Source organism: Paenibacillus sp. 1001270B_150601_E10 (assembly GCF_015558675.1).
Classification (GTDB): domain Bacteria; phylum Bacillota; class Bacilli; order Paenibacillales; family Paenibacillaceae; genus Paenibacillus_B.
The window spans coordinates 578982-602937 of sequence record NZ_JADMOL010000001.1; the positions used below are offsets into that span (position 1 = coordinate 578982).

Here is a 23956-nt window from a genome sequence, read left to right on the forward strand (position 1 = left end):
CCCTTTTGCAGCGTCTATGTATGGAACAAAAACACGTGCTCGCAATCGCTCACCTGCCTATTTACTTCCCTCTCCTATTGTACATGAAGATTCATGTTCATGCGACGATAATCCGTATAGTGGTGGAATCTAACATCTTCATAATAAAAAAAGACCGTCCCAAGCCCCTGCGTGCTCGGAACGATCTCCTGCCTTTCAGTATACGATTACAGCGAGTCACTCTGTTCCGCTCAGTTGTTTTATTGTACTGCTGCTTTCTTCTTCCACACACCCAGTGTAAGAGCAGAGACAATCGAGCCGATCAAAATGGCAAGTAGATATAGGAACGGCTTGTTCACGAGGGCAATCACGAAGATACCGCCATGTGAAGCTGGAAGCGTAATGCCGAATGCCATGGCAAGTCCGCCTGCAATAGCAGAACCAAGGATACAGCTGGTGAGAACACGAAGCGGATCTGCCGCAGCGAATGGAATCGCGCCTTCTGTAATGAACGACAAGCCCATGACATAGTTTGTGACACCGGATTTACGTTCCGTCTCTGTGAACTTGTTCTTAAAGAAGGTTGTAGCGAGCGCAATCGCGAGCGGTGGAACCATTCCACCTGCCATAACGGCAGCGTGTGGGCCAAGGTTGCCTGCTTCAATCGCTGCAATACCAAATGTAAAGGCTACTTTATTGATCGGGCCGCCCATATCGACAGCCATCATACCGCCAAGGAGCACACCGAGCAGAATCGCATTGGCTCCGCTTAAGCTGTTGAGCCAATCGGTCATCATGCCGTTCAGTGCTGCGACTGGCGGATTCACAACCGTAACCATAAGGACTCCCACGATTAGCAAGCCTAACAGTGGGAACAGGAGAACAGGCTTAATGCCTTCCAATACCTGAGGGAGATGCTTCAGAACACGCTTCAATAAGACGACAACATAACCAGCCAAGAAGCCCGCAACGAGACCGCCAAGGAAGCCAGCACCCGCTTCAGCCGCAAGATAACCACCAACGATACCTGGCAGGAATGCAGGACGGTCCCCGATGCTGCTCGCAATAAAACCAGCCAGAATCGGTACAAGGAACGCAAACGCTGCCTTACCGATGGTAGAGAACAGCTCTGCAACAGGACCCTCCGCATTAATTCCTCCTACAAGGAATGACAACGCTATCAAGATACCGCCGCCAACGACGAATGGCAGCATATTGCTTACCCCATTCATCAGGTGCTTGTATACACCACGCTTACCGCCGCTGCTTTCTTTCTGCTCCGTCTTCTCTCCAGAAGCACGATAGATAGGGGCATCCTGCTTCAAGGCACGATCAAGCAGCTGTTCCGTCTTCCGAATGCCATCCGCAACAGGCACCTGTACAACGTGCTTGCCTGCGAATCGGTCCATGTCCACCTGCTTATCCGCGGCCACGATAACAGCGGTAGCACGCGTTATATCTTCATTCGTCAACGCATTTTTAACACCTGTAGAGCCATTCGTTTCCACCTTAATCTCAATGCTCATGTCCTTTGCCTTCTGCTTGAGGGCATCAGCCGCCATATACGTATGGGCAATACCGGTCGGACAAGCGGTTACTGCAATGACATATGGCCGCGCTGGTTCAGGTGCTGAAGGTCCATCGTTCTTAGCTGCTTGATTGGACGCCTCTACCTGCGCTTGCATCTCTGCTTGCGCCTTTTCTTCAGCTTGCTCAGCCTCCTGAACCTGCTCCGCCAGCACTTCATTTTCTCGCTGATCCACGATCTGGAGCAGCTCGTCTACGGAAGTTGCCTTCAGCATCGCTTCACGCATATCCTCGTCGAGCAGCGTAAACAAGCGCGACAGCGTCTCGACATGCGTATCATGTGCGTCATCCGTTGCTGCAATCATAAAGAATAAATGCGCCGGCTGCTCATCCATGGACTCATAGTCTACACCTTCAATGGATCGGCCAAAGCAGATCGCAGGCACTTTAACAGCTGCCGTCTTCGCGTGAGGAATCGCAACTCCATCGCCGAGCCCCGTCGTGCTGTGGCTTTCGCGCAGCAGGATGGCCTCACGAAAGGCTTGCGGATCATTTAAGCGTTGAGCCGCTTCAAGCTTTGCAATCAGCTCATCAATGACCTCCTCTTTCCTCTTTGCCTGAAGATCAAGGATGACCGTGTCCTGCTTCAGAAGATCTGTTATTCTCATGATGTTCTCTCCTCTACCTGTGTTAGCTTGATTTGTGGAAGCAGCTCGTCAATCAAGGCTTTTGTACATAGGTCCGTTGAAAATGCAGTTGCGCTCCCTGTTGCCACGCCATAAGCGAAAGCCTTCTCGATAGAGCCTGTTAACTCAAATGTGCCAATAAAGCCAGCAACGAGTGAATCTCCTGCACCTACAGAATTGATCAACTTCCCTTGCGGGACATTCGCTGCATAAGCTTGATCTGAAGTAATGAGCACTGCGCCATCGCCTGCCATCGAAACGATACAATGCTTCGCTCCCCTCTCTACGAGCTTGCGTCCATAACGAATGACATCTTCTAGAGATTCTATCTTCACGTTGAAAAATTCTCCAAGCTCATGCTGATTAGGCTTAACGAGAAATGGCTTGTATTGAAGCAGCTCAAGCATGGCCTTCCCGCTTGTATCCACAACGACGCGGATGCCTCTATCCAAGCAAAGCCGCATCATAACACCATACAAATCTGCGTCTAAGCTCGACGGAATACTTCCTGCAAGAATCAATGTATCGTGGCATTTCATCTTCTCAATCTTGTTAAGGAGCTCTTGGAGCTGAACTTCCGAGATCTGTGGGCCCGCGCCGTTAATCTCGGTTTCTTCCCCGGTCTTCAGCTTGATATTGATACGAGTATCCCCTTCAACCTGAACAAAGTCCGTCGCAATGTCCTCTTGATTCAGCACATTCTGAATGTAGCTTCCCGTGAAGCCTCCGACAAACCCAAGCGCCTTCGTCTTAACGCCCATTCGGGACAGCACCCGAGAAACATTGATCCCTTTTCCACCTGGATACTTCAAGTCCTTCGTCATTCGGTTCAAGCCGCCAACCTGGAATTGGTCCACATACACGTAGTAATCAATCGACGGATTGAGCGTCATTGTATAAATCATTTATTCCACAACCTTTATTACTGTCGTCTTGTTATTGATGGTGCTCTCTTCCTCTTGCTCCAACTCGTCGATCACGAGCGATGCCTCATGAATCGCTGCAAATTGCACAAAGCATAACCTTGTTCCACTTGCTGTGATCCGCGACAACATAGCGCTTCTCGGACAATTGGAGAGCCATCTTCTTGATGTTTGCTTCTTCAGGATCTGGCGTTGTGTAGCCAAACTCCTCATGAATGCCATTTGAACCCATAAAGCATTTATCAAATCTATAATCCTGCAAGCCCCGCACAGCCTGGCTTCCGATTAACGCTTTGGTAAGCCCCTTGATCTTGCCTCCAACGACATAGGCCTGAATGTCGTATTCATATAGAGATTCAAGATGCATCAAACCATTTGTTACAACGGTAACCTGCTTATCGACGAGGAAAGGAATCATCTCATAAGTCGTGCTTCCCGCATCAAGAAAGATGCAATCTCCTTCTTGTATCAATGAAGCAGCGAGCTCGGCGATTCTTTTTTTCTCACTTAGCTGCTTGGTAGACTTTTCGCTTAATGAAGCTTCCATCCCTTTACCTTGAAGCAGCGCCGCACCGCCATGTACTCGCTTGAGCAGATTCTCGCTCTCAAGATGGCTGAGATCTCGTCGTATCGTCGCTTCAGAGGAATCCGTCTCTTGGACGAGCTCATGAATCTTGACGACTCCTTTTTCCTGCAGCATATCTAAAATAATTCGATGTCGTTCCGGAGTTAACATCTCATCATCCCTTTCAACGTTATTGTAATGAAAACGGCAACAAAAATCAATCATTTTCAATCAAAATCAATCAATAATAATTATAATTATTCGAATTTCATTCAAAACCAATCAGAATACAACCAACGAGGACCATTCCACATGTTCCATAAATGGAAATGCAAACTGATGAAAACAACAATGGGCATCACAGTTGGGCAACAGCAATATCGCATGCGATTATGCGGATTAACCGCAGAGGAGCCACTTTCAATATCTTGCGATTACAGCAGAAACTGCGTACAGCGAGCCCCGATCAAGGTTATACTTATTCTAAAAGCAGCTTCATCGCGCGACGAAGTGTTCTTTTTTGCCTTAAGCAAAGGTATGGAGGTAATAATCATGGATTCCATTCACCCAATAGAACATATAAAACGATCGAAGTCAATCAACGATGTTGACCAAACGATCAAAACCAATCAAATAGATGACCAAAGTAAAAAGCATCAGGCTTTTTTTCTTCAAACCTCAAAAAGCATCCCGGATTTATGGTGGCAGGCCATCGTTTCCAATGATGCTGCATTTGACGGCCAATTTTTCTATGGGGTCCTGTCCACCCATATCTTCTGTCGGCCTTCATGCAAGTCAAGACCTCCAAAGAAAGAACATGTCCTCATTTTCAACAATGCGGATGAAGCCATGGACGCCTCCTTTCGACCCTGCAAGCGATGCAAGCCTACGGGTACAAGGCTTCCGGAGCAGGAGTGGATTGATACCGTCAAAGCTTACATTGAAGAGCATCACGCCTCGACGCTTTCGTTGCAAACCTTAGGAGATATCAGTCATAGCAGTCCCTATCACCTGCATCGAACATTTAAGAAGCTTATCGGCATGACGCCAAATGAATATGTTCAGCTCGTCCGGATTGATCATGCGAAGAAGCAGCTAGCGGAAAGCGAAAAGACCATTGCTGACATCGGTGCTGAAGTGGGTCTCGACAATCCAACGTACTTCGCAACCTTATTCAAGAAGCAAACGGGCATGAGTCCTTCCGAATATCGAAGCGCTCATGAAAGGATTTAACGTTATAACGATCATTCATTCATGATTAGACATGATCAAAAAGAGGTGGAACCATTGAGGAATAGGGAGAACATTCAAGTAAAGGTAGAGGAAATAAATGCGGAACTGACAGCTGCGGAAACGATTTACTGGACCACCTTGAACATCAATGATTGGAAGCAGATCATAGCTGCAACCTCAAGCGGGTTATGCTTTGTTGGCTCTGAGGGAGGTTTATGGGAGGAGTTCGAGCCGTTTATTCATACTCGTTATCCTAATGGCATTCTAGTCGAAAGTGCGAGTGAGCTCGCTTCCTATAGCCGTGAGCTGAAAGCGTATTTGGAGGGGCACTGCCGGCAGTTTCAGCTTCCATTGGATTTGAAAGGGACAGCTTTCCAACTAAGCGTATGGGAAGTGCTTAGCCGTATACCACATGGCGAGACGAAAAGCTATACGGATATTGCGCTTGAGCTTCAGAAGCCTTCTGCGGTACGCGCTGTAGGGAGCGCAATCGGTGCTAACCCTTGTCTTATTGCCATCCCCTGCCACCGGGTAATTGGCAAGAACGGGGCATTGACCGGCTATCGAGGCGGCCTAGAGATGAAGAAGAGGCTGCTGGAGCTAGAGCAGGCATCGCTTCGTATCTGAGTGCAATACAAAACGACTATCCCTCTGCTGGATAGTCGTTTTATTTCTTGCAGGAAGTTCGTTCGGCAAAACACTTAGTGGGGATACTGGGTATCAAACTCGATTCCGCAAGGTCCTCCATCTGGATTGCCCTCCAAGTCTACCTCGGTGCCATCTGCTCGAAACAACGGTCGATAGCCGGAGCCGATCCGTACAGCCGAAGCATTGGCATAGTGGCAAATAAAGGCTCTGCGGAAGCGATTCTTGGATTTATTGCGATAAGAGCCATGAATCAGGTTACCGTTAAAAAACAATACATCCCCCGGCTCTAGTATGGCAGGAATGATTTGCTTTTCTTTAGGCGGCTTTACAAAATGCGTCGTAAACGATTCCTGCTGATCCGCGAGCTCTGGACATACAATATCGTATTGGCTCGTCTTCGGGACAACCAGCAGCCCGCCATTCTCTTCATCTGCTGGATCAATCGCCGTCCAAGCCGCTATACAGTTGCCTGGCTCCACCTTCAAATAGAAGTTATCTTGATGAAGCGCCTGTCCTCTAGACCCCGGCGGCTTGTAATAGTACATGCTTTGTGCAGCCAGTGCCTCTTCTTGGTACAAATCTTTCAAGACATCAAGCACACCAGGATGCAGCATATACTTCTTTGCTTTTTCATTGAAGCGATGCGGATGCATGACCCGAGGATATCGTTTTAACGGATCCGTGTTGTCCTCACTTAAGTCTGGCTCGAAGTAGCCTGGAACGACGGTGTTACTCATCTCATCGAACGTTTCCTTAATATCCTGCACTTCATCCGAGTTAAAAAGCCTTTTTACAATCAAATACCCTTCTCGCTCATATTGCTCAAGCTGCTCTTCCGTCAGCACTAATTGGCTTCTAATCATCATCCGTGCCTCCCCCTGTTATTCATCATTCCCACCTTCATTCTACCTCCATTTTCCAGAATAGAAGAAGTCGGAATTCAGTCATAAACTCATACGATTCAGCTATTTTAAATGTGGGCAACTGTCTATCCTCTTGGTATATAAGGCTTTATGCATACAGCTTGCTATTAGAAATCAGGATGTGACAGTTTACATTCACCGTTGTATACTAGCTCTTACATATCCAGCTTCATGACAGGCGAGAGGAGATGCGTTCGATGATTGAGGAGCAGCAATGGGCTGAGGATTCGGGCTTGATCTTTGCAGGACAATTTCAACAATTCGACAGCTACGAGACGAAGAGGCCTCACGGTATGAAGGATTGGCTCGTCTGTTATACGCTTAGTGGAGAAGGCTTTATGCGTACACCGAACACAAATATTACCTGCAAAGCTCATCATATTACCGTGCTTCAGAGCGGCACTCCTCACCATTATGGCACCGTTAAAGGCTCAGAGTGGCATTTTTTGTGGGCTCATTTTCAAAACCTGCCTGAGGTGCGCTTTCTGCCAGAGATAGAAGTATGGTCACAGCCTATTACAAATGATCATTCGCGTGAGCGCATCGTTCAAGCCTTTCGCCATATAATTCATGACTCCAAAGAGCAATTCGGCATTAACCGATTATTGTGCGAAAATGCAATCCGCGAGATTCTGCTGCTGTCCATCCAACATCTTATCGTAAAGCGTGATCCTAGGGTACAGAACGTCCTTGACCTGCTACACGAACGAATGGCCGAACGCCTCCAAATTGAGGATCTGGCAAGAGCCGTTATGCTCTCTCCTTCCAGGCTGACGCATTTGTTCAAGCAGGAGACAGGCGAATCCATTATTCAACACCTAAACCGCATCAGAATCAACCAAGCGGTCATGCTTATGGATCAGATGGGCAGAACCCCAAGCGAAGCCGCACAGGACGTCGGATTTACCGATTACAATCACTTTGCTGCTCTGTTCCGCAAACAAATAGGACTGAGTCCGAGGGCATATCGGAATGGCAAGATTGCAGATTCATTCATGGACAGGTAGATACAAAAAGCCCTCACTACGGGATGGGGTCAGTCCATGTAGCCAATCAAGGATATAAGTTCTTTAATTAATTGTTCAAGAAGTAAGGCTAGAAAATTCTGGAAGTAAGTGCTCCAGCGATATTATCTTCTTGGGATCGTAGAAGATTTCCATTCGAGTTAGTTCCCCCTCGATTTTCTTTCCCTTCATAGCCTCATACACACGGCAATAACCGTGTCGCTGTCGTTGGTATGCTCAATTGTATAAACGAGTTCCAAGTTAAGGAGGCGATTTCCCACCTTTCAGCGACATCGTAAAGACCTCATTCATACTACGAGGAATATCAAATCGACATCACAGCGGACAAACAGGACTTCCTTAGCATGACTCTGAATTTGCATCAACCAATCCTTAATGTGCACCTCCTTCCCGATTTTTTCATGAATTTCGGACTATTAGAGGGCAGGTGGCTAGCCTTTCACACATGACCTTCCCGTTTGTTCAGTTAAGTCCTGACAATATAGTGGTCGGACTATCCTGTGAAGTTGTTGCAATGCTCTCGAAACTATATCCATTGGGGTATGTATTCGTAAAGTTGCGATTGATTTCAAAAACCTGTGAGAAAACGAAGATAACAAAAAACAGGTTAATCATGGTGGTATCTGACCATAATCGACCTGTTCGTTGTAACGGAATACCGTTATTTAGGTGATAAAATTCAAGCATTTTATGTGCGTACAATCAAAATGACGAAATCTTCATACGGGTATTACATGGGTTATATGTGTTATTGGTTGAATGATGGGTTCATTCGGCACTGGGTAGCCCCCACAAAAAAGAAATCCCCGATTTTAATCAGGGATTGAAGAAATAAATTTTATAATCCTTCTTTTGATATTACGGAAAGATATTCTCTGAAAACTTCGTGAAAATCTGAATTTACTTCTAGCTGTAAATGTTTAGATATCACCGTTTCACCACTGGAGTATTCTAACACTTCAATAAAAGCGGCATTAGTTTCCCAAAGTGTAATCAAGCCAATAAACTTCTCAGGTGAGTAGTGATGTACGGTGACACTTGGATTATCAGAAGTTGTTAAGTCTACGACATTTATTTCTTCCGTCTCAACTCCTTTTGCTTGTAACTGCTCCTTAACTTCATTAATCCAATTCTGAAAACTATCTAGCATTATTTTTCACCCACTCTTTTAATGTTCGTTGCAGGAGGCATTTCGGGTATTGGTTGATCTTTTTTAGCCGCCAACCTACCTTCAAGTGAATTTGGCCCAACTATTTTGGCCCAACCATCATTTGTTTGCTTTAAGGATGACGTAGAGACATCATATTCAACATATAATGAACCCGGTTTTGCTTGCTTCCCAAATGCATTAGCATCTGCAGGATTAGCAACATGCGTCGTCCCGGTATGGCTCTCAGGTACTTTACCTGTTTTAGCCATAGTATCGTATTCTTCCTTGGACATCCATCGACCAACTCGAGTGGTGGCAACTTCTCCCGTCCCCTATGTTGTAAAGCTAAATCCAGCTAAAAGGATGGTGGCAGTCAGATTTTCCAACTACCATCATTCTATCATCACGCGACTTGTTCAGCGAGGGGCGGGGCGATGTATGGGGCCTTGTTCTTCATCATGCCGTAGATAATGTTGACCAGCCGTCGCATGATGCACACTATCGCCTGTCCTTTCGTTTTGCCTTCTTCTTGCTTTCGTTCATAGTAGGCTAGGAAAGCAGGATTTCGGGGGAGCTTGCTTCCTTTGGAGACTTGTACCTGCTGGACAGCTAAGTTATAGAAGATGCCATGCAAGGTGCGGTTTCCCTGCTTGCTCTTCTGTTCCTTACCCTTCCCGCCCGAACTGAACTTTCAGGAGCAATGCCTGCAAAACGAGCCAGCTTGTCAGGACAGGAAAAACGGTGAATGTCTCCGATCTCAGCCACTAAAGCCGATGCCGTGACAAGGTCGATGCCTGACATGGTCTCTAGCTGAAAGCCCAGTTGCTTCATCATGCGGCTTAGATCTACTTCTACCTTTTGAACTTCTTCCTTCTTAAAACGGATGTCTCGGACATAGCTTTGAATCAGAAAATCTCTTGATTCTTGGTACTCCCGCTTAGTCTCGCCATCTGCCGCCACCAAAGCCTTGATTTCCTCTGCTTTCTTGATCGAACAGGTGTTATGTCTCGCTTTTAACAGCATCTCTCGCAAATCCTCCAAACTCACGCCTTTCAGATGATGCGGGGCGGGGTAGCTATGCCAGAACTCCAAGGCACATTTCCCGTCTATATCGCTAAAGAATTTCTTGTAGCTTGGATAGTGATGGGATAATTGCATGTGAAGCTGGTTCTTGAGCGCGGTATGTGCTTTAATCAGCGCATTTCGTCTTGCAACAAGCTGACCGATTGACCAATAGATGTCCTGTGGGTTGGCATCAGGCAAGATATCGAGCTTGTTCAGCAGAATTTTTGCCACGCATTCCGCATCCCAGCTATCACTTTTCTGTGTGGTTGGGAAGCTCTTGCGCTCAGCGTAGGAAAGAGCCGATTTGACTTCTTTCACCTTCTGCTTGTTCTCAACCTCCGGTAGTTCCGGTAAGTCAATAAGATACTGTTCCTCGCCATGGTTGAGCAAACGCCAGTTCCATTTTTGAAAATGCTTTATACTTTCCGTAATTCCCTCGGTTTGACTTTTCATTTCAATATACATTCGCTTATCCTCCATTAATTATTATTTTGAATTCATGGCTCCTACAATCAGGCTAGTTGGTTGTCAAAGAGCGGAGCATTCAAATCATTATGGTTGACTTCACCTCGCGTTCTTGGCTTTGGGTCGTTTATATTCAACTCATAACCTGAGTATGCCTCCAAAAAATTTTAATGAATACTGCTTAAATTTTGATGTAAAACGAGTAGGTAAAGCGTTTTCAAATACACTGTCACAATTTGTACTCATTTTAATCATCTATCCTTACCGATTATAAGTTAAGGCTGATATACACTTCATCGAGTTCCATTTTCGTTATTCCTATATAAGCCAACGTCACGCCTGGCGATGAATGGTTCAAGAGCTTTTGGATGCGGGTAATTTCGACGCCGCTTTGATAGGCATGATAGGCGAATGTCTTGCGGGTTGAGTGAACGCCAATCGCTTCCTTAATCCCCACTTGCCGGGCAGCGTCATTCAATATGCGATAAGCCTGAACGCGACCAATCGGCTTGTTGCCTTTACGACTTGCAAACAATATGCAGGTTTGCCGTCCGGTTTCCTTCACAAACTCATGAATTGCCTTTTTGCAAACCTCGGATAAAGGAAAGTCCTTGTGCTTGCCCGTCTTTTGCTCTCGCAGGTTGATTCGCTCCTGTTTATATACATCTTCAATATTCAATCGCAACAAATCGGAAATGCGCAAACCGGAATTAATGCCCAACACCAGCAACAGATAATCACGGACATTTTGACCGCGCAAGTACTTCTTCACCGCTTACTAAATGTAATAAACTATATATTAATTATATAAAGTGTTACATTCATCGTACACGGCTTTATCAGCACATGAATGGAAATACCCACGAAGATAAGCTTCATAAGGCTTCTCGGGTATTTTATAAATGTAACATACTATATTTGTGTTACATACGAGTATGGAATCGCTTTGACTTTTTTTCACAAATCGAAAAAAGTCATCAAAAAACTCTCGTGATTCATGGGCCATTTTAGGCATGTCTCGTGGAAATGCTCTTTCTTTCTTCCCATTTTTAGCTTCAATCATTGTGCTGATTAAATTTAGCCCAAAGTCGGTTTACTTTTTCCATTCTTCGATAGACGGTCATTCTTGTAACTTGCAAAACTTTAGAAATTTCCATAACGGTGCGTTGCTCCTCTTAGAACATTCGAAACAATTCCTTTTCTTCTTGAGTCAAGCAGTTTTGAACAAAGTCGGTCACATGCCACTTCATTATGGCCTGCTCGATATTTGATTGATCTCCTAAATGTATAGCCAAATTGGGCTCATTCATAAGAAGAACGTTTACATTACTAAAATCCAGATATTGTAATGAGACTTGTCTATTGCATTTACTGTTGAATTTCCTCAATATATTCGCCCGTTCATATTCAACAGCTTTCTTGTAAAAAGCAGCAAAATCCTTTGTAAAACGATGTTCGTCATCTGGTCCCCAGTCATGAATGGCCTGAATCAGTACAGGGTATAACATGTCTTGCAGTTCTTCGGCTTTCGTGTCTATTAAAAATAAACGCCTTGCCATTTCCGGCATTCCCTTAATGATGAAATCATGCAAGTATTGATGGGTTAGCTTTTTAAGATGATCATGCCACATGGTCTTAAAGAGCTGAGAGTCTAGTGTTTTCTTATATTGTTTCATTTGAGTGTTCAGCGTTTCAAACTCCATTCGACTCCAGTTGTACCTATTTTCATGTTCAATTGCCGAGCGTTGCTCAGTCTCTTTTAGTCGTTGCCTTACTTCGCTGATTTGATCAAAGTCGGCTTGAATCGCTTCATAAAGTTCTTGAAATTGGCGTTCAGCTTCCAATCGTTCAGTTTGAGATGAAATTCGCTTCATCCGTTTAGATTTTTTCTCCATGCTTAAATCCCCTTTGCTTTAACATGGGGATATTAAACGCAAATTGAACTATTTAACAAAAAAATAAAAAGGCCAAGCTGCGTGGTCTTGGCCGAGAGTAACGAATCGAGTTTTACTTCGTCTGATTTACTTTGCGAGGTTACTTCGTTTACTTGATTTTATTACGTTCTTCTATCATTGCATGATCTAATTATTTTCCCCTTCATTGTTGTTAATATATAAATAGTAAATTTAAGGGGATTTGTAACAGCGTAATGTCAAGATATTTAAATTTTTTTCAGGGGCACAGCCTGTTAGCCGAAAATATTGGATATCTTGTTTAATCATAGATGAAGACAGGTGTTGAAGCGCCATTTCCACAACTTGGACATTTATTGGTTCCATATCCATCACAATGAAAACACCATTTCTTGCCGCAGGATGTGCATTGATTAACAGCTAACGGGGAGAGATTATCAGAATATTTTGATTACAGCTTGGGCATTTTGCCATTGTTCATTCCTCCATTGAATATGTTTAGTTGAAATACCTTTATCTTAGTGATTCAGATACATACATAATGACTCGACCAAGTACAAGGATTACGGCAATAGTAATAATGATCCTCACAATATAAAAAACAATTCCTTGTTCTTCCTCCAGATTAGCTCCACAGTTCGGACAACTTGTCGCAGATGCAGCGACCGAATGATTGCATTCCGGACATGGATACAATTTCGACATTAGCCACACTCCATAACATGTAATTATAACTTCCGATTAGGCATAAGAGAGGCTAACATAAAGCCGCCTATGATAGTTACTCCCATAACATACTTGAACCTAGTTCGTCGCTCGTCGCCATACCGCCAATCCTCAAGTTCCCTATCAAATATGCGCTGCATTTTAGCCTCATTGTTCAGATCTGCCATTGTCAATACCGGATCAACTGACGGTTTTAAATACAGCATGTAGTAGGCCACTTCCAGAACAATTATAATAGCTAGCAGACTCATAGCTAATTTTCTTGCAGTCACATGACACCTCCTTCTATATCGAATTTCCAACGTCTTAGATTAAATTTTATCACAAATAATTACAGTAATAAACCATTTTGTAGAGTTTACTACGTGTTCATTCTTCTGGATGTAAGACAGTATGAGGTTAAAAATGAGGTAGATGACTTGAACACAGAATTAGTATTCGGCAAAGTGCTTAAAGCAGTTCGCACCAAATATGATATCAGTCAAGAAGAATTGGCTTTCCGGAGTAATCTTGATCGGACATATATCTCTATGCTGGAGCGTGGAATTCATCAGCCCAGTCTTAGTTCTTTGATGTCCATTGCTCAAGCCGTTAATATCAAAGCGTCCGACTTGGTACGTTTGTATGAGATTGAACTGGAGAAACATACAAGAAATATTAATCATATAAATGAAGACCGCCCGTAAAATTGGCGGTCTTCGTTGTTATTCACTTACTTAAAAAGAAAGCCACATGGAGTTAATACACTCACATGCATTTCAATTCTACCATTTACCTTTCTTAAAGTTCTCAATGATTATTAGATCATGCTCTTCTCTAATATTTTCAACAAATACAGAAATCGACTCAACTTCTTTAAAGTATGGATCATTATTAATCGATATTCCCCGATATTGAGTACTAACGTAATCCTCATGACTGTTATCATAAATAAACGATGGCTCTAATACCGAAAAATCATCTAATTGCATTCCTACAGTAGTTGTACCATTAAACATTCCACGATAACCTTTTTTAGCTGTTACCTGCATCAACTTACCATTCATTGTGTGAAATGAAACTTCAAGACACTCTGCAATTATGAATACCATCTCGAATGGTGATCGAAGATGAACGTAATCAACAAAATTGGAGTTATATGGTGTGATTTTTCTGAAACAATATTCAGATATAACATCATAATACTGTTGGATATGATTGTTAAGCTTAAATATACCAATTCCTTCATTAGGAATGATAGGAGCATTAAGATCAACTGATTCCCTATCGAATGTAAACATTACCTTCTCCCCCACTTTCCTCCCCACCAAATAAACCTTGTTCCTGCCTTCTCCTCGGCTTGAATATTACCTTTATAGTCTGATCGTAATCCTTGTACGATTTTCAATGTGTTCCCTGGCAAATTCAGATTTCCTGCTACTTTAATATAGGGTAATCCATGTCTTCCCTGTCCGTTTGAGAACTGGATATAACCTATTTCCTTATGGCCTCCTATTATCAATTTAACACCATTCCCACTTTTTTGTGGACTCATTTCAACTTTATATCCAGATTGAGTAAAGACTTTTTCAGTATGCTCTGGTCCTAATGCAAAAAGCAATTGTGGGTTATTCATAATATAGTTAATATTTAGATTTGATTTAAGATTCAGGAAATTTTTATCAGGCATAGGAGCACCTGACAATGCAAAAAAGAATACTCTGAAATGACTTTGTTGCTTATCACTTACATCTGTATATCTAACATCATCTGGAATATTAAGCCCGAACATTCTATAATATGACACTCTTATTCTATCAGCATCTCTTTCTGCCTCTTGCATTCTTCCAAAGTCGCCTTTTTTCTTTGCCCTATTCCAATCATCAGTAAATTCAAGAACCATATTAGATAACACTTCATTGTCAGATGCTTTAACATGCCCGCTTGGGTCAGTATATATCAGCGGATTATTCTCCACATACGTGTACAAATTCAAACTCAGTGGATTACCTAGTTCCCCTTCATACGTATCCTCAGTAATAAAGCGTCCATCTGCAGGATCATAGTTACGAGCTCTTAAATAATATAATCCAGATTCTTCATCTAATATTTCTCCTGTGTACCTAAAAGGATTTGTTATATTTTCTACATTAGAAGTCACATTCCCCCAAATATCGTATTCATAAGAATTGATTACATTCCCAGACTTATCTGTAATCTGTATAACATCACCATGACCGTTATATTGGTAATAACCTCCTTGATTAGATCTGTAATCCTTACGGAATAGTAATTCATTACCCCAAATATTACGAGCCTGTAGTTCCGTAATATTCCCCTGTGTATCCTCACCCAATTCTTCAATAACTCGTCCATTATAATAAACATAGCGAGTTCTTACATCACCAACAGTTTTTGTAGCTCTTAGACCGTCAGCATAATAGGTGTATAAGGCCCTTACTCCCTGCTCCCGTACAGCTATCTCATTTAACATATTTACCCCATTGTATGAATACGTAACATCACTGTACTGAGGTTGTATATCTTCTGCCGTACTCGATAATTGTTCGCGGTTTCCTCTTACATCATACCGATACTGTGTCTGTCCTAGAGGCGATAGCTCTGAAGTTATTCGATTTAATTGATCATATTGGAAGGAGGTTTTTACTGTATTCCCATCTTTAATTCTGTCAATAGATGAGATATTCCCCATTCCATCATAAAAATATTCTTCTGAATAAGTATTTATAGATGAACGATTATGAGTTAAAAATGTGACTTGCCCAAAGCCATTTGACACTTTAGATAATGTAAAACTATTTGGATACATTATTTTATAACGCATTTCATGAGGCCCAATGCTATAGTCATAAGTGACTGTCCCCATATCTGCATATGAAACACTAAGCAATCGATTTAAAGTATCATATTGATATGTCTGTACTTGCTCATCTGGATAGATGATTGAGGTAAGTCGATCCCAGTCGTCGTAGACGAATTTATAGGAACGACCAGCGACAATTTGTGTTTCCAAACGCTTCCATGGGTCATATGAGTAGGTGATTGTTTCTGATTTTGGGACACTAGACTCAGTTGATATTGAATTCACTAATAGGCGGGTAAGTTCATCATATTGATACTTCTGTTTATAAATTTCTTTACTCTTTTCCTTAACAGTAACGGTGTCAATTTCATTTAATGTTGTATATGTGTTTATTATGCTATTCCCTTTTTTGTCAGTTATCGTGACGGGCAATCCTAGCTTATTATATTCGATAAGTTCAAACTTCCCCGATGCATCCGTCGTCGTGATATTCCAACCGATCGCATTGTAAGTATTATGCTTTTGTAATTGCCCATTCAATTTGTAATCAACTAACCCTCCAAGATAATTATAAGTGTACCTATGAATGTTATTCTCAGCATCTTTCAGATAGATTAGTTGATGATTAGTATCAAAAGCATAACGAGTCGTTTGTGATTTTACCAAGTTGTCATTCTTAAAAGCATTGACTTCCTGCTCTACAACATCTCCATAATCAGTATAAGTGTTGTTTATCTCTTCTCTCATCTCTGGTATCTGAGAGACGATACGATCAACTCTTCCGTACTTGTCCAGATAATTGAATTCTACCGTTCCATCAGGATAAAGTACTTTATTTGTTGACCTCGATTCCACATGTCCCTCAATAGCAGTATTGGAATAGTAGTACTCTGTCTTATGTCCAAGACTATTCGTTATCGTTTTTTGTCTTCCTAAAGAGTCATAAGAATACATAGTTGCTAAACTTGATTCTCCAAATGGCAGCTCTTCGTCAATCAGTTGACCATCAGATGACTTGTTAATAAAGCTGGTTCGTGTCGTTCCTGCAACGATTCGCTCCCCTTTGACTGGAAGTCCGAATGGTGAATAGTAATTGTTTTGAATCTCTCCATCTGGCAAGGTAATAGATACCTTGCGTTCGGAATCAAGATAATTGTAGACTTTTTTCTGGTTCTTATAAATTGTAGACGTCATTCTTCCTAATAAATCATACGTCGCAGTTGTTCTAGATCCATCAGGGTAGGAAGCCTCTATAATATTCCCATATATGTCATATTTGTAAGATGTCTTTAAATCATACCGAAAGTTATAATTCCCGCCCATTTCTGCTGCTTCCATTAGCGACTCCAACTGCCCTAACGACGTGTAAGTATAACGCCGTTCTGCTAATGGTGGTGTATCCATTAACGTATTATCCGTCGAATATTGTTTCGTTTGAATGGCATTACGATTCTTATCATAAAGAAGAACATCTGTAGTAAATGAACTAATGATTTGTTCACCGTTATTCTCAGGATTAGGGTATTTCTGTGTATTCGTTATCTTCTTCAATTGACCCCGTTTGCTTATCTCTGGGTCAGACAATCTGTAATAATCAAGCTGTTTGTTAGTGACTAAAGTGTGATCTGTACTTTCTGTCGATGTAAAGCTTAGCTGACGAAAAGGGCCCTCATATCTGTTCGTCGTAACATTCCCAATAATATCAATATATGATAATATCCGTCCCCAATTATCATAAGAATACGTTTCTTTTACATCTAACTTCGTTGGTTCCGGAGGTTGGCAGACATCATCTACGTTTCCTACGTAAGACCAGATTTTAGATGGCTGGTCAAGCCCTGTATCGTAACCATACTTCGTAATCAGATGATTATGATTTGTATATTGAACATGATCTTCAACTGTTTCTAGCATGTTATAATTCCAAGGTGCCATCCATGAGTACTTCAATAATAATTGTGTATCGCCAGGTTCATAATGATATAGTCGGTAGGTTGCATCTAACACTTTACCTACTTGCTGCTGCTCGATCGTGATCTGTTTATCTCCATACCGAGAACTATTACGTAATCTAGGAATCTGACTCTTATCTTGCTGCCAATATTCGTTGAATTGCCAGCCATGATCCTGATGCAGATTCCTATAATAGTTGGATATCATCTTGGATTGATTATCCTCATTATATATGTAGTCAACCCGATCTACTGCATGATATCCAAAGTAAGATAAGGCATGCGGACTTGTATACAATCTAGTACTTCCTCGATACTGTTCTTTCTGTGTATATTCTGGACTAGCTGACCATCCTGCATTATAACTTTGATAGTTATATTTGACTGTCAATCCATTATAAAAATAAATGTTCTTTAACAAAGAATACGCAATTTCACCATACCGATGATTGTTCATTTGAACGACACTATCGGACTCAACATATTGGTCGTCCCCAGACCATCTCCACTGCTTTGTATAGCATAGTTTGTTAGGATCTGGACAAGATGCAGCATCATAAGCAGAGGGATTGCCTTCTGCATCGGAGCTATAAGCATATCCATCTGATTTAAAATTAAAATCTGCAAGTCTGGTTGTATCTACTGGGTAATAATCATAGGACTCCAGAATCTGACTTCCATTTGTAAGATCAGTAACTTTATTTAATTTCCAATACCCCAATTGAGGTTTCTCTATGATTTCTACCTCATCAGTTTCTTCATTCCAATTTCGATAAACAAGATCTGTGGCTGCGCGGGACACATCATATTTAATTTCTTTGACTACATTTGTTCCATGCATCACTTTGATACCTGTTATAATAGGAGGTCGATTGGGAAAATTAAGATCAGGTTTACGAAATATCGTTATTTGTCTTTGATAGGAGTCCGTAATGACAATATTTTCGTTACCATCAAGTTGGTTTGAATTGTAATGGTAACTTACTTTATCAGCATATTGATTTTCCTTACTGATCATTCTCCCCGCTTCGTCAAATGTGTATGTGAGAGCTTCATTAATTGTAAGTTTGTGCATGACAGGCTGGCCGTTCGTCTTGGTGTATGTAACATTTTCATAAGGATAGTTATAAAGTAGACCATTACGAAATTCAATCGTAGATCCATCCTCAAGAGTAAATATAACTTTTTCTTTCTGAGAGGATTGCAACGTATATTGTGTTAGAAATCCACTTTTAGGGATGTTTGCTTGTGGACTTGTATCACATGCATTATTAACTGTTGAACATGCAATCACTTTAGGCAGTACATCTGGAATTTGATTAGTTAATTGCATATATGGCAAATTTAAAGCCCAGCCTGTCGCTATAAATCCAATAATATTTTCTGTTTGCGGTGTCTCACCATAATTTCCAAGTCCAACAGTATATTGTGGTGACAATATTTTGCTGGAGAGTGAGTTATAGGAACGAGTGATGATAAGATCAAGACCTTCTTTACCTACCAAGTTAATATCTGTTACATAATGATTTGCAGTACGATAAAGTGGATCAACAATATGGTCAGTTTTTACAGCGTATTGATAATCACTGTTAAACTCATTGATCTTCTGTAATGCTGGTAGATCTGATATCTTGTTCATTTGCGGAACTGTCTGGTGAAGAGAAGGAGAGCTTATACTTTGGTGTCTTTGCTTATAAGATTTTCGTTTAGTATAAAATTCATAATGTTCTAATGCAGCAGGAACAAGATTAAACAAGCTGAACGGTAGTCGAAGTAAGGTTTGATTGTGTGAGGTTTGAAGGTGCAGAAGGTGGCTCACTGTCTTGACTCGTCGTAATTTCCACAAGACCACTTGGATCGGAACGATTCCCAGATAAATCCACTGCAACAACACTTAACGAATATTTAGTATATGGAATCATGTTTTTCAATTCTAATTCGAGCATTCTTGTACTTGCTATCTTAATGCCCTGATTATAAATTTCGTACAACATGACACCGGCATTATCATCAGAAGCAGTCCAGGTTAGATGGAAAGACCTATCAGAGATTGGAGTCGCAGAGAAACCAGATGGTGAGTTAGGTGGAATAACATCCTCTCCTCTAGAGAATACTGGAACTGGAGTTGGGCTATCTCCAGTTTCACTACCTAGTACACCAAAAAAGTTGTTTCCCCATCCAAAAACCGTTCCGTCTAAACGCAATACAAGAGAACTATCGTCAGCTGCGGATATCTCTGTTATTCCGTTAAGTCCTGGAACCAACACTGGAGTCAACATATCAATATTATTTCCTAGACCTAATTGCCCATTATAATTACGTCCCCAGGACCAAACATTTCCTTCCGCTGAAAGTGCAATAGTGTGTCCCTTTCCCCCAGTGACAGCAACAACATTTGATATTCCCGTTATATTTACAGGTTTGTTTCGGGAAGTTGTAGTTCCATCACCTAATCTACCATACGAGTTCATCCCCCATGCCCATAAAGCCCCATCGCTTGATATAGCAAAACTATGATCGTCACCTGCGCCAATCGCTTTGATATTCTGAAGGTCAATAACTTGAACAGGCGCAGACTCATTATAATAGGCGCCGCTTTTTCCAGTTCCTAACTGCCCTGAGCCTCCTGTCCCCCAAGACCATACGGTTCCATCACTTTTGAGAGCAATATTATGCATTTCTCCAGCTGCTATATCAACAACATTCGTGAGTCCTATTGCCTGTACAGGGATGTTCTTATCAATAGTTGTGCCATCTCCCAACTGACCTAAGTGGTTAAGTCCCCAAGACCATACGGTTCCATCTTCTTTTAAAGCAAGTACAAAGCTGAAGCCAGAATCGATTTTTATCACCTTATCAAGACCGAGAGCTTGAACGGGTACTCTCGAGCTTTTATTGGTTCCATTTCCCAACTGACCTTTGGTGTTACTACCCACACCCCAAACAGTACCATCTTGTAGCAGAAATGAGGAATGATCAGCAGCTGCAACAGACCTGACGTTCTCAAGTCCTATAAAAGGAACTGGTGTATCATTATTATCAGGTACTCTTCCGTCAAAATCATGCCCCCACCCCCAAACAGATTGATTATTCTTAATAGCAAGCACATGACTGTCTCCTAAGGAAATAAATGATCCCATTTGACTATAATCTAGGTTTACAGTATCGATCGAAATCGTACTCTGCCCCTGATTACCCGATGAACGAATAAAAACGTACACATTGGCTGATACTGCATTAGGCGGGACGATTCCTCTGGACATAATAAATGAGTAACGATCATTTGATGACGTTAACTGCCTAAATTCATCTTGTATTAATTGATGATTTACATCATAGAATCGAATGCCAAATTGAACGATCGAATCAGACAATTGAATGATTCGAATATTGCCTCCTAGAACAAATGGCTTTCCACCCGCAATGGATATCTGCTGTTCTATGCCAGCAACTGCACCTTCTGCCGCATTAGTTAACTGAATATGCTGTGCTTGCTTTCCCGAATAAGCGTCTGTTGTTGGAGAGAACGATTGGGCGGATGTCCCTAAATTGTAAGCTTTCCAGTGATCTGCTATACCATTAGTACCTGTAAAATTTTCATAATCCCCGTTCGTTAGATTATTTAGACTTTTTACATGCTTCTTTCTCAGCAGATTTCCATTCTCATCATAAGTATACTCTGTTGTATTTTTATTCCCCTCCTTATTAGTTACCGTTTTACTGATTAATCGATTAGATAAATCATAATAGTAAAAAGTACTTCCAGCAGATACACTTGTACCTAATAAACTCGTACAAATGATAACGAAAAAAATATCATGCACACTCTCTTCATTTTTCAATACACCTCCAACTATGAAATGTTATAATTTACCACATTAAATAACATCATACAACAATACTCCTATATTTTCTATATATGTTATTTGTCGTTCCGAAAATATATTTGTCAGATTAGTGCAGAATCAAAATTTTAAAGTGGTACAAACTTACTCGGGAAATACCCCCTTCACTACCGTCATCATTATATGACTTTTTATTCCTCATATCTAATAAAAACACACGAAAAAAGCCCTCACTACAAAGTGAGGGCTTTTTCTCAAGATCCACCTAAAGATAGATCATATGCTGTTATTCTATGATGCCGATTAATTGCGGATGAGATAATCGAAAGCACCGAGCGCCGCTGTCGCGCCAGATCCCATCGAGATGATGATCTGCTTGTACGGGCTGTTTGTGCAGTCGCCTGCTGCAAACACGCCAGGAATCGTAGTCGCACCACGACTGTCAACGATGATCTCACCCATGCGGGTGCGCTCAAGCGTGCCTTCCAGCCATTCCGTGTTCGGTACGAGACCGATTTGCACGAATACGCCTTGCAGCTCAACATGCTTCTCTTCTCCTGAATCACGATCAATGTAAGTAATACCATCCACCTTGTCGGTACCGGTAATTTCTTTCGTTTGAACGTTCTTCAATACCGTAACGTTTGGCAGGCTGTGGAGACGATCCTGAAGCACGGCATCTGCTTTAAGCTCTGGAGCGAACTCTAGAACCGTCACATGCTTAACAATACCTGCAAGATCAATCGCAGCTTCAATACCGGAGTTGCCGCCGCCTACTACGGCTACGTCTTTTCCTGTGAACAGAGGGCCGTCACAATGCGGGCAGTATGCTACCCCTTTGTTCTTGAACTCTGCTTCACCAGGAACGCCGATATTCCGCCAACGAGCACCCGTTGAGAGAATGACCGTCTTACTCTTAAGAACGGCACCATTCTCCAGCTCCACTTCGATAAGATCCTTCTTCTCCAAGCGCTTCGCGCGTTGAAGCTTCATCACATCGATTGGATACTCTTTGATTTGTTCTTCAATGCTCGCAACAAGCTTCGGACCTTCCGTGTATTTCACACTGATGAAGTTCTCAATGCCCAAGGTGTCGTTCACTTGACCGCCGATGCGCTCAGCTAGGATACCTGTGCGAATGCCTTTACGTGCAGCGTAGATCGCCGCACTTGCACCTGCAGGGCCGCTGCCCACAACAAGCACATCGAAAGGCTCTTTATTGTCAAACTCTGATGCGTCTGGAGCGCTGCCAATCTTGGCAAGAATCTCTTCCACGTTCATACGACCGCTTTCGAAGAATTCGCCATTCAAGAATACGCTCGGCACAGACATGATGTCCTTGCTCTCTACCTCATCTTTGAAGACCGCGCCATCAATCATTGTATGAGAGATGCCTGGGTTGAGAAGACTCATCAAGTTCAGTGCTTGCACAACATCAGGACAGTTGTGACAGCTTAGGCTAATATACGTCTCAAACTTATATTCGCCTTTAATGCTCTTGATCTGGTCGATAACGCTTTGCTCCACCTTTGGTGGTCTGCCGCTAACTTGCAGCAGAGCCAATACCAAAGAAGTAAATTCATGACCCAAAGGTGTTCCAGCAAACGTAATCCCCGTCTCTTCACCTACACGATTGACACTAAAGCTTGGTGTTCTAGATAACGTTGTATGTTCAACCGTTATCTTTGAGGACATGGTAGCGAGCTCATCGATTAGGCTAAGCATTTCTTCAGACGCTTTGTCTGTGCCTGCGCTAACCTTAAGCACGACTTCCCCTTCCAAGAGATCGAGGTACTGTGCGAGTTGGTTTTTAAGTTCTTGATCTAGTGCCATCGTTTATCACCCTTTAGATTTTGCCTACGAGATCGAGGCTTGGCTTAAGTGTGTCGCCGCCTTCTTGCCATTTAGCTGGGCAAACTTCACCCGGATGGTTGCGAACATATTGAGCTGCCTTGATTTTGTTTACAAGGGAGCTAGCGTCACGGCCGATGCCGCCTGCGTTGATTTCAACAGCTTGTACAACGCCGTCTGGGTCGATGATGAATGTACCGCGGTCTGCAAGACCATCTTCTTCGATCAATACATCGAAGTTGCGGGAGATGACATGAGAAGGGTCACCAATCATAATGTATTCTACTTTGCCGATCGCTGGGGAGCTTTCATGCCATGCTTTATGTGTAAAGTGAGTATCTGTGGAAACAGAGTATACTTCAACGCCAAGATCTTTCAATGTTGCATATTGGTTTTGAAGATCCTCAAGCTCAGTTGGGCACACAAATGTGAAGTCAGCTGGATAGAAGCAAACTACGCTCCATTTGCCTTTGAAGTTTTCCTCTGTAACATCGATGAACTTACCGTTTTGGAATGCAGATGCTTTGAATGGTAATACTTCTTTTCCGATTAATGACATGTGTATATCTCCTTTGCAATTATATTTATATTGTTATAAAGCTTGTCCGAATCATGTCGCTTGTCCATGTCGGCGTCACTTTATAATAATTATTATTTACGAAACGATGCAATCTGTC

At 42.2% G+C, this 23956-nt stretch carries 17 protein-coding genes and 3 pseudogenes; 4 read left to right on the forward strand and 16 right to left on the reverse strand.

Going from position 1 to position 23956, the window contains the following annotated elements; all coding sequences use genetic code 11:
- Positions 1-239 precede the first annotated feature (239 nt).
- The 3 genes and pseudogenes from I2H74_RS02785 to I2H74_RS02795 all read right to left on the reverse strand — a co-directional run bounded on the left by I2H74_RS02785 (position 240) and on the right by I2H74_RS02795 (position 3851).
- Positions 240-2174, reverse strand: a complete 1935-nt coding sequence (locus tag I2H74_RS02785; protein ID WP_195571444.1) for a PTS fructose transporter subunit IIABC — start codon at positions 2172-2174, stop codon at positions 240-242.
- Positions 2171-3097, reverse strand: coding sequence for a 1-phosphofructokinase (pfkB, locus tag I2H74_RS02790; RefSeq protein WP_195571445.1), 927 nt, complete (start codon positions 3095-3097; stop codon positions 2171-2173). The genes I2H74_RS02785 and pfkB overlap by 4 nt, the downstream gene beginning before the upstream one ends.
- Positions 3098-3851: pseudogene (locus I2H74_RS02795) on the reverse strand (DeoR/GlpR family DNA-binding transcription regulator).
- A gap of 381 nt (positions 3852-4232) precedes the next feature.
- Here I2H74_RS02795 and I2H74_RS02800 point away from each other — a divergent pair.
- A complete protein-coding gene (locus I2H74_RS02800; protein ID WP_195571447.1) occupies positions 4233-4913 on the forward strand; it encodes a bifunctional transcriptional activator/DNA repair enzyme AdaA in 681 nt (226 codons plus the stop codon).
- A gap of 54 nt (positions 4914-4967) precedes the next feature.
- Positions 4968-5540: a methylated-DNA--[protein]-cysteine S-methyltransferase gene (locus I2H74_RS02805; RefSeq protein WP_324253977.1), complete on the forward strand. Its 573-nt coding sequence runs from the start codon at positions 4968-4970 to the stop codon at positions 5538-5540.
- Between the two features lie 74 nt (positions 5541-5614).
- On the opposite strand, the gene I2H74_RS02810 is transcribed toward I2H74_RS02805, so the two are convergent.
- Complete coding sequence (locus tag I2H74_RS02810) at positions 5615-6424, reverse strand: phytanoyl-CoA dioxygenase family protein (RefSeq protein ID WP_195572112.1); 810 nt, start codon at positions 6422-6424, stop codon at positions 5615-5617.
- A gap of 257 nt (positions 6425-6681) precedes the next feature.
- Here I2H74_RS02810 and I2H74_RS02815 point away from each other — a divergent pair, with 257 nt between their 5' ends.
- On the forward strand, positions 6682-7491 hold the full coding sequence (locus I2H74_RS02815) for a helix-turn-helix domain-containing protein (RefSeq protein WP_195571451.1): 810 nt from the start codon (positions 6682-6684) through the stop codon (positions 7489-7491).
- Between the two features lie 856 nt (positions 7492-8347).
- Here the strand turns inward: I2H74_RS02815 and I2H74_RS02820 are convergent.
- The 7 genes and pseudogenes from I2H74_RS02820 to I2H74_RS02850 form a co-directional block, all read right to left on the reverse strand.
- Positions 8348-8659 (reverse strand): hypothetical protein, encoded by a 312-nt coding sequence (locus tag I2H74_RS02820; protein WP_195571453.1) that lies wholly within the window; start codon positions 8657-8659, stop codon positions 8348-8350.
- Positions 8659-8961: pseudogene (locus tag I2H74_RS02825) on the reverse strand (hypothetical protein); the annotation flags it as partial. The gene I2H74_RS02820 and the pseudogene I2H74_RS02825, both read right to left, overlap by 1 nt.
- Positions 8962-9062: 101 nt before the next feature.
- A pseudogene (locus tag I2H74_RS02830) lies at positions 9063-10060 on the reverse strand (IS110 family transposase); the annotation flags it as partial.
- Between the two features lie 397 nt (positions 10061-10457).
- Positions 10458-10949 (reverse strand): site-specific integrase, encoded by a 492-nt coding sequence (locus I2H74_RS02835; RefSeq protein WP_229106299.1) that lies wholly within the window; start codon positions 10947-10949, stop codon positions 10458-10460.
- Between the two features lie 415 nt (positions 10950-11364).
- Positions 11365-12084, reverse strand: a complete 720-nt coding sequence (locus tag I2H74_RS02840; protein ID WP_195571458.1) for a hypothetical protein — start codon at positions 12082-12084, stop codon at positions 11365-11367.
- 531 nt (positions 12085-12615) lie between these two features.
- Positions 12616-12807 (reverse strand): zinc ribbon domain-containing protein, encoded by a 192-nt coding sequence (locus I2H74_RS02845; RefSeq protein WP_195571460.1) that lies wholly within the window; start codon positions 12805-12807, stop codon positions 12616-12618.
- Positions 12808-12830: 23 nt separating this feature from the next.
- Positions 12831-13100 (reverse strand): hypothetical protein, encoded by a 270-nt coding sequence (locus I2H74_RS02850; RefSeq protein WP_195571462.1) that lies wholly within the window; start codon positions 13098-13100, stop codon positions 12831-12833.
- 147 nt (positions 13101-13247) lie between these two features.
- On the opposite strand from I2H74_RS02850, the gene I2H74_RS02855 reads away from it, so the two are divergent.
- Positions 13248-13514 (forward strand): helix-turn-helix domain-containing protein, encoded by a 267-nt coding sequence (locus tag I2H74_RS02855; protein WP_195571463.1) that lies wholly within the window; start codon positions 13248-13250, stop codon positions 13512-13514.
- Positions 13515-13592: 78 nt separating this feature from the next.
- Here the strand turns inward: I2H74_RS02855 and I2H74_RS02860 are convergent, their stop codons facing one another.
- The 5 genes from I2H74_RS02860 to ahpC all read right to left on the reverse strand — a co-directional run bounded on the left by I2H74_RS02860 (position 13593) and on the right by ahpC (position 23838).
- Positions 13593-14108 carry a hypothetical protein gene (locus I2H74_RS02860; RefSeq protein ID WP_195571465.1) on the reverse strand — a complete coding sequence of 172 codons (516 nt, stop codon included), beginning with the start codon at positions 14106-14108 and terminating at the stop codon, positions 13593-13595.
- A complete protein-coding gene (locus I2H74_RS02865) occupies positions 14108-19222 on the reverse strand; it encodes an RHS repeat domain-containing protein (protein ID WP_195571467.1) in 5115 nt (1704 codons plus the stop codon). Before I2H74_RS02865 ends, I2H74_RS02860 begins: the two co-directional genes overlap by 1 nt.
- 109 nt (positions 19223-19331) lie before the next feature.
- The gene (locus tag I2H74_RS02870; RefSeq protein ID WP_195571469.1) at positions 19332-21425 is read right to left on the reverse strand and encodes a fibronectin type III domain-containing protein; all 2094 of its coding nucleotides are present in this window, start codon (positions 21423-21425) and stop codon (positions 19332-19334) included.
- 306 nt (positions 21426-21731) lie between these two features.
- The gene (gene ahpF / locus I2H74_RS02875) at positions 21732-23261 is read right to left on the reverse strand and encodes an alkyl hydroperoxide reductase subunit F (protein ID WP_195571471.1); all 1530 of its coding nucleotides are present in this window, start codon (positions 23259-23261) and stop codon (positions 21732-21734) included.
- Positions 23262-23274: 13 nt separating this feature from the next.
- Positions 23275-23838 carry an alkyl hydroperoxide reductase subunit C gene (gene ahpC, locus I2H74_RS02880; protein WP_195571473.1) on the reverse strand — a complete coding sequence of 188 codons (564 nt, stop codon included), beginning with the start codon at positions 23836-23838 and terminating at the stop codon, positions 23275-23277.
- Positions 23839-23956: the final 118 nt, after the last annotated feature.

What these genes read in the sequence shown, in the direction of transcription:
- I2H74_RS02785 (WP_195571444.1), bottom strand. Translation starts at nt 2,174, where the DNA reads ATGAGAATAACAGATCTTCTGAAGCAGGACACGGTCATCCTTGATCTT.
- pfkB (WP_195571445.1), bottom strand. Translation starts at nt 3,097, where the DNA reads ATGATTTATACAATGACGCTCAATCCGTCGATTGATTACTACGTGTAT.
- I2H74_RS02800 (WP_195571447.1), top strand. Translation starts at nt 4,233, where the DNA reads ATGGATTCCATTCACCCAATAGAACATATAAAACGATCGAAGTCAATC.
- I2H74_RS02810 (WP_195572112.1), bottom strand. Translation starts at nt 6,424, where the DNA reads ATGATTAGAAGCCAATTAGTGCTGACGGAAGAGCAGCTTGAGCAATAT.
- I2H74_RS02815 (WP_195571451.1), top strand. Translation starts at nt 6,682, where the DNA reads ATGATTGAGGAGCAGCAATGGGCTGAGGATTCGGGCTTGATCTTTGCA.
- I2H74_RS02820 (WP_195571453.1), bottom strand. Translation starts at nt 8,659, where the DNA reads ATGCTAGATAGTTTTCAGAATTGGATTAATGAAGTTAAGGAGCAGTTA.
- I2H74_RS02840 (WP_195571458.1), bottom strand. Translation starts at nt 12,084, where the DNA reads ATGGAGAAAAAATCTAAACGGATGAAGCGAATTTCATCTCAAACTGAA.
- I2H74_RS02845 (WP_195571460.1), bottom strand. Translation starts at nt 12,807, where the DNA reads ATGTCGAAATTGTATCCATGTCCGGAATGCAATCATTCGGTCGCTGCA.
- I2H74_RS02860 (WP_195571465.1), bottom strand. Translation starts at nt 14,108, where the DNA reads ATGTTTACATTCGATAGGGAATCAGTTGATCTTAATGCTCCTATCATT.
- I2H74_RS02865 (WP_195571467.1), bottom strand. Translation starts at nt 19,222, where the DNA reads ATGAACAAGATATCAGATCTACCAGCATTACAGAAGATCAATGAGTTT.
- ahpF (WP_195571471.1), bottom strand. Translation starts at nt 23,261, where the DNA reads ATGGCACTAGATCAAGAACTTAAAAACCAACTCGCACAGTACCTCGAT.
- ahpC (WP_195571473.1), bottom strand. Translation starts at nt 23,838, where the DNA reads ATGTCATTAATCGGAAAAGAAGTATTACCATTCAAAGCATCTGCATTC.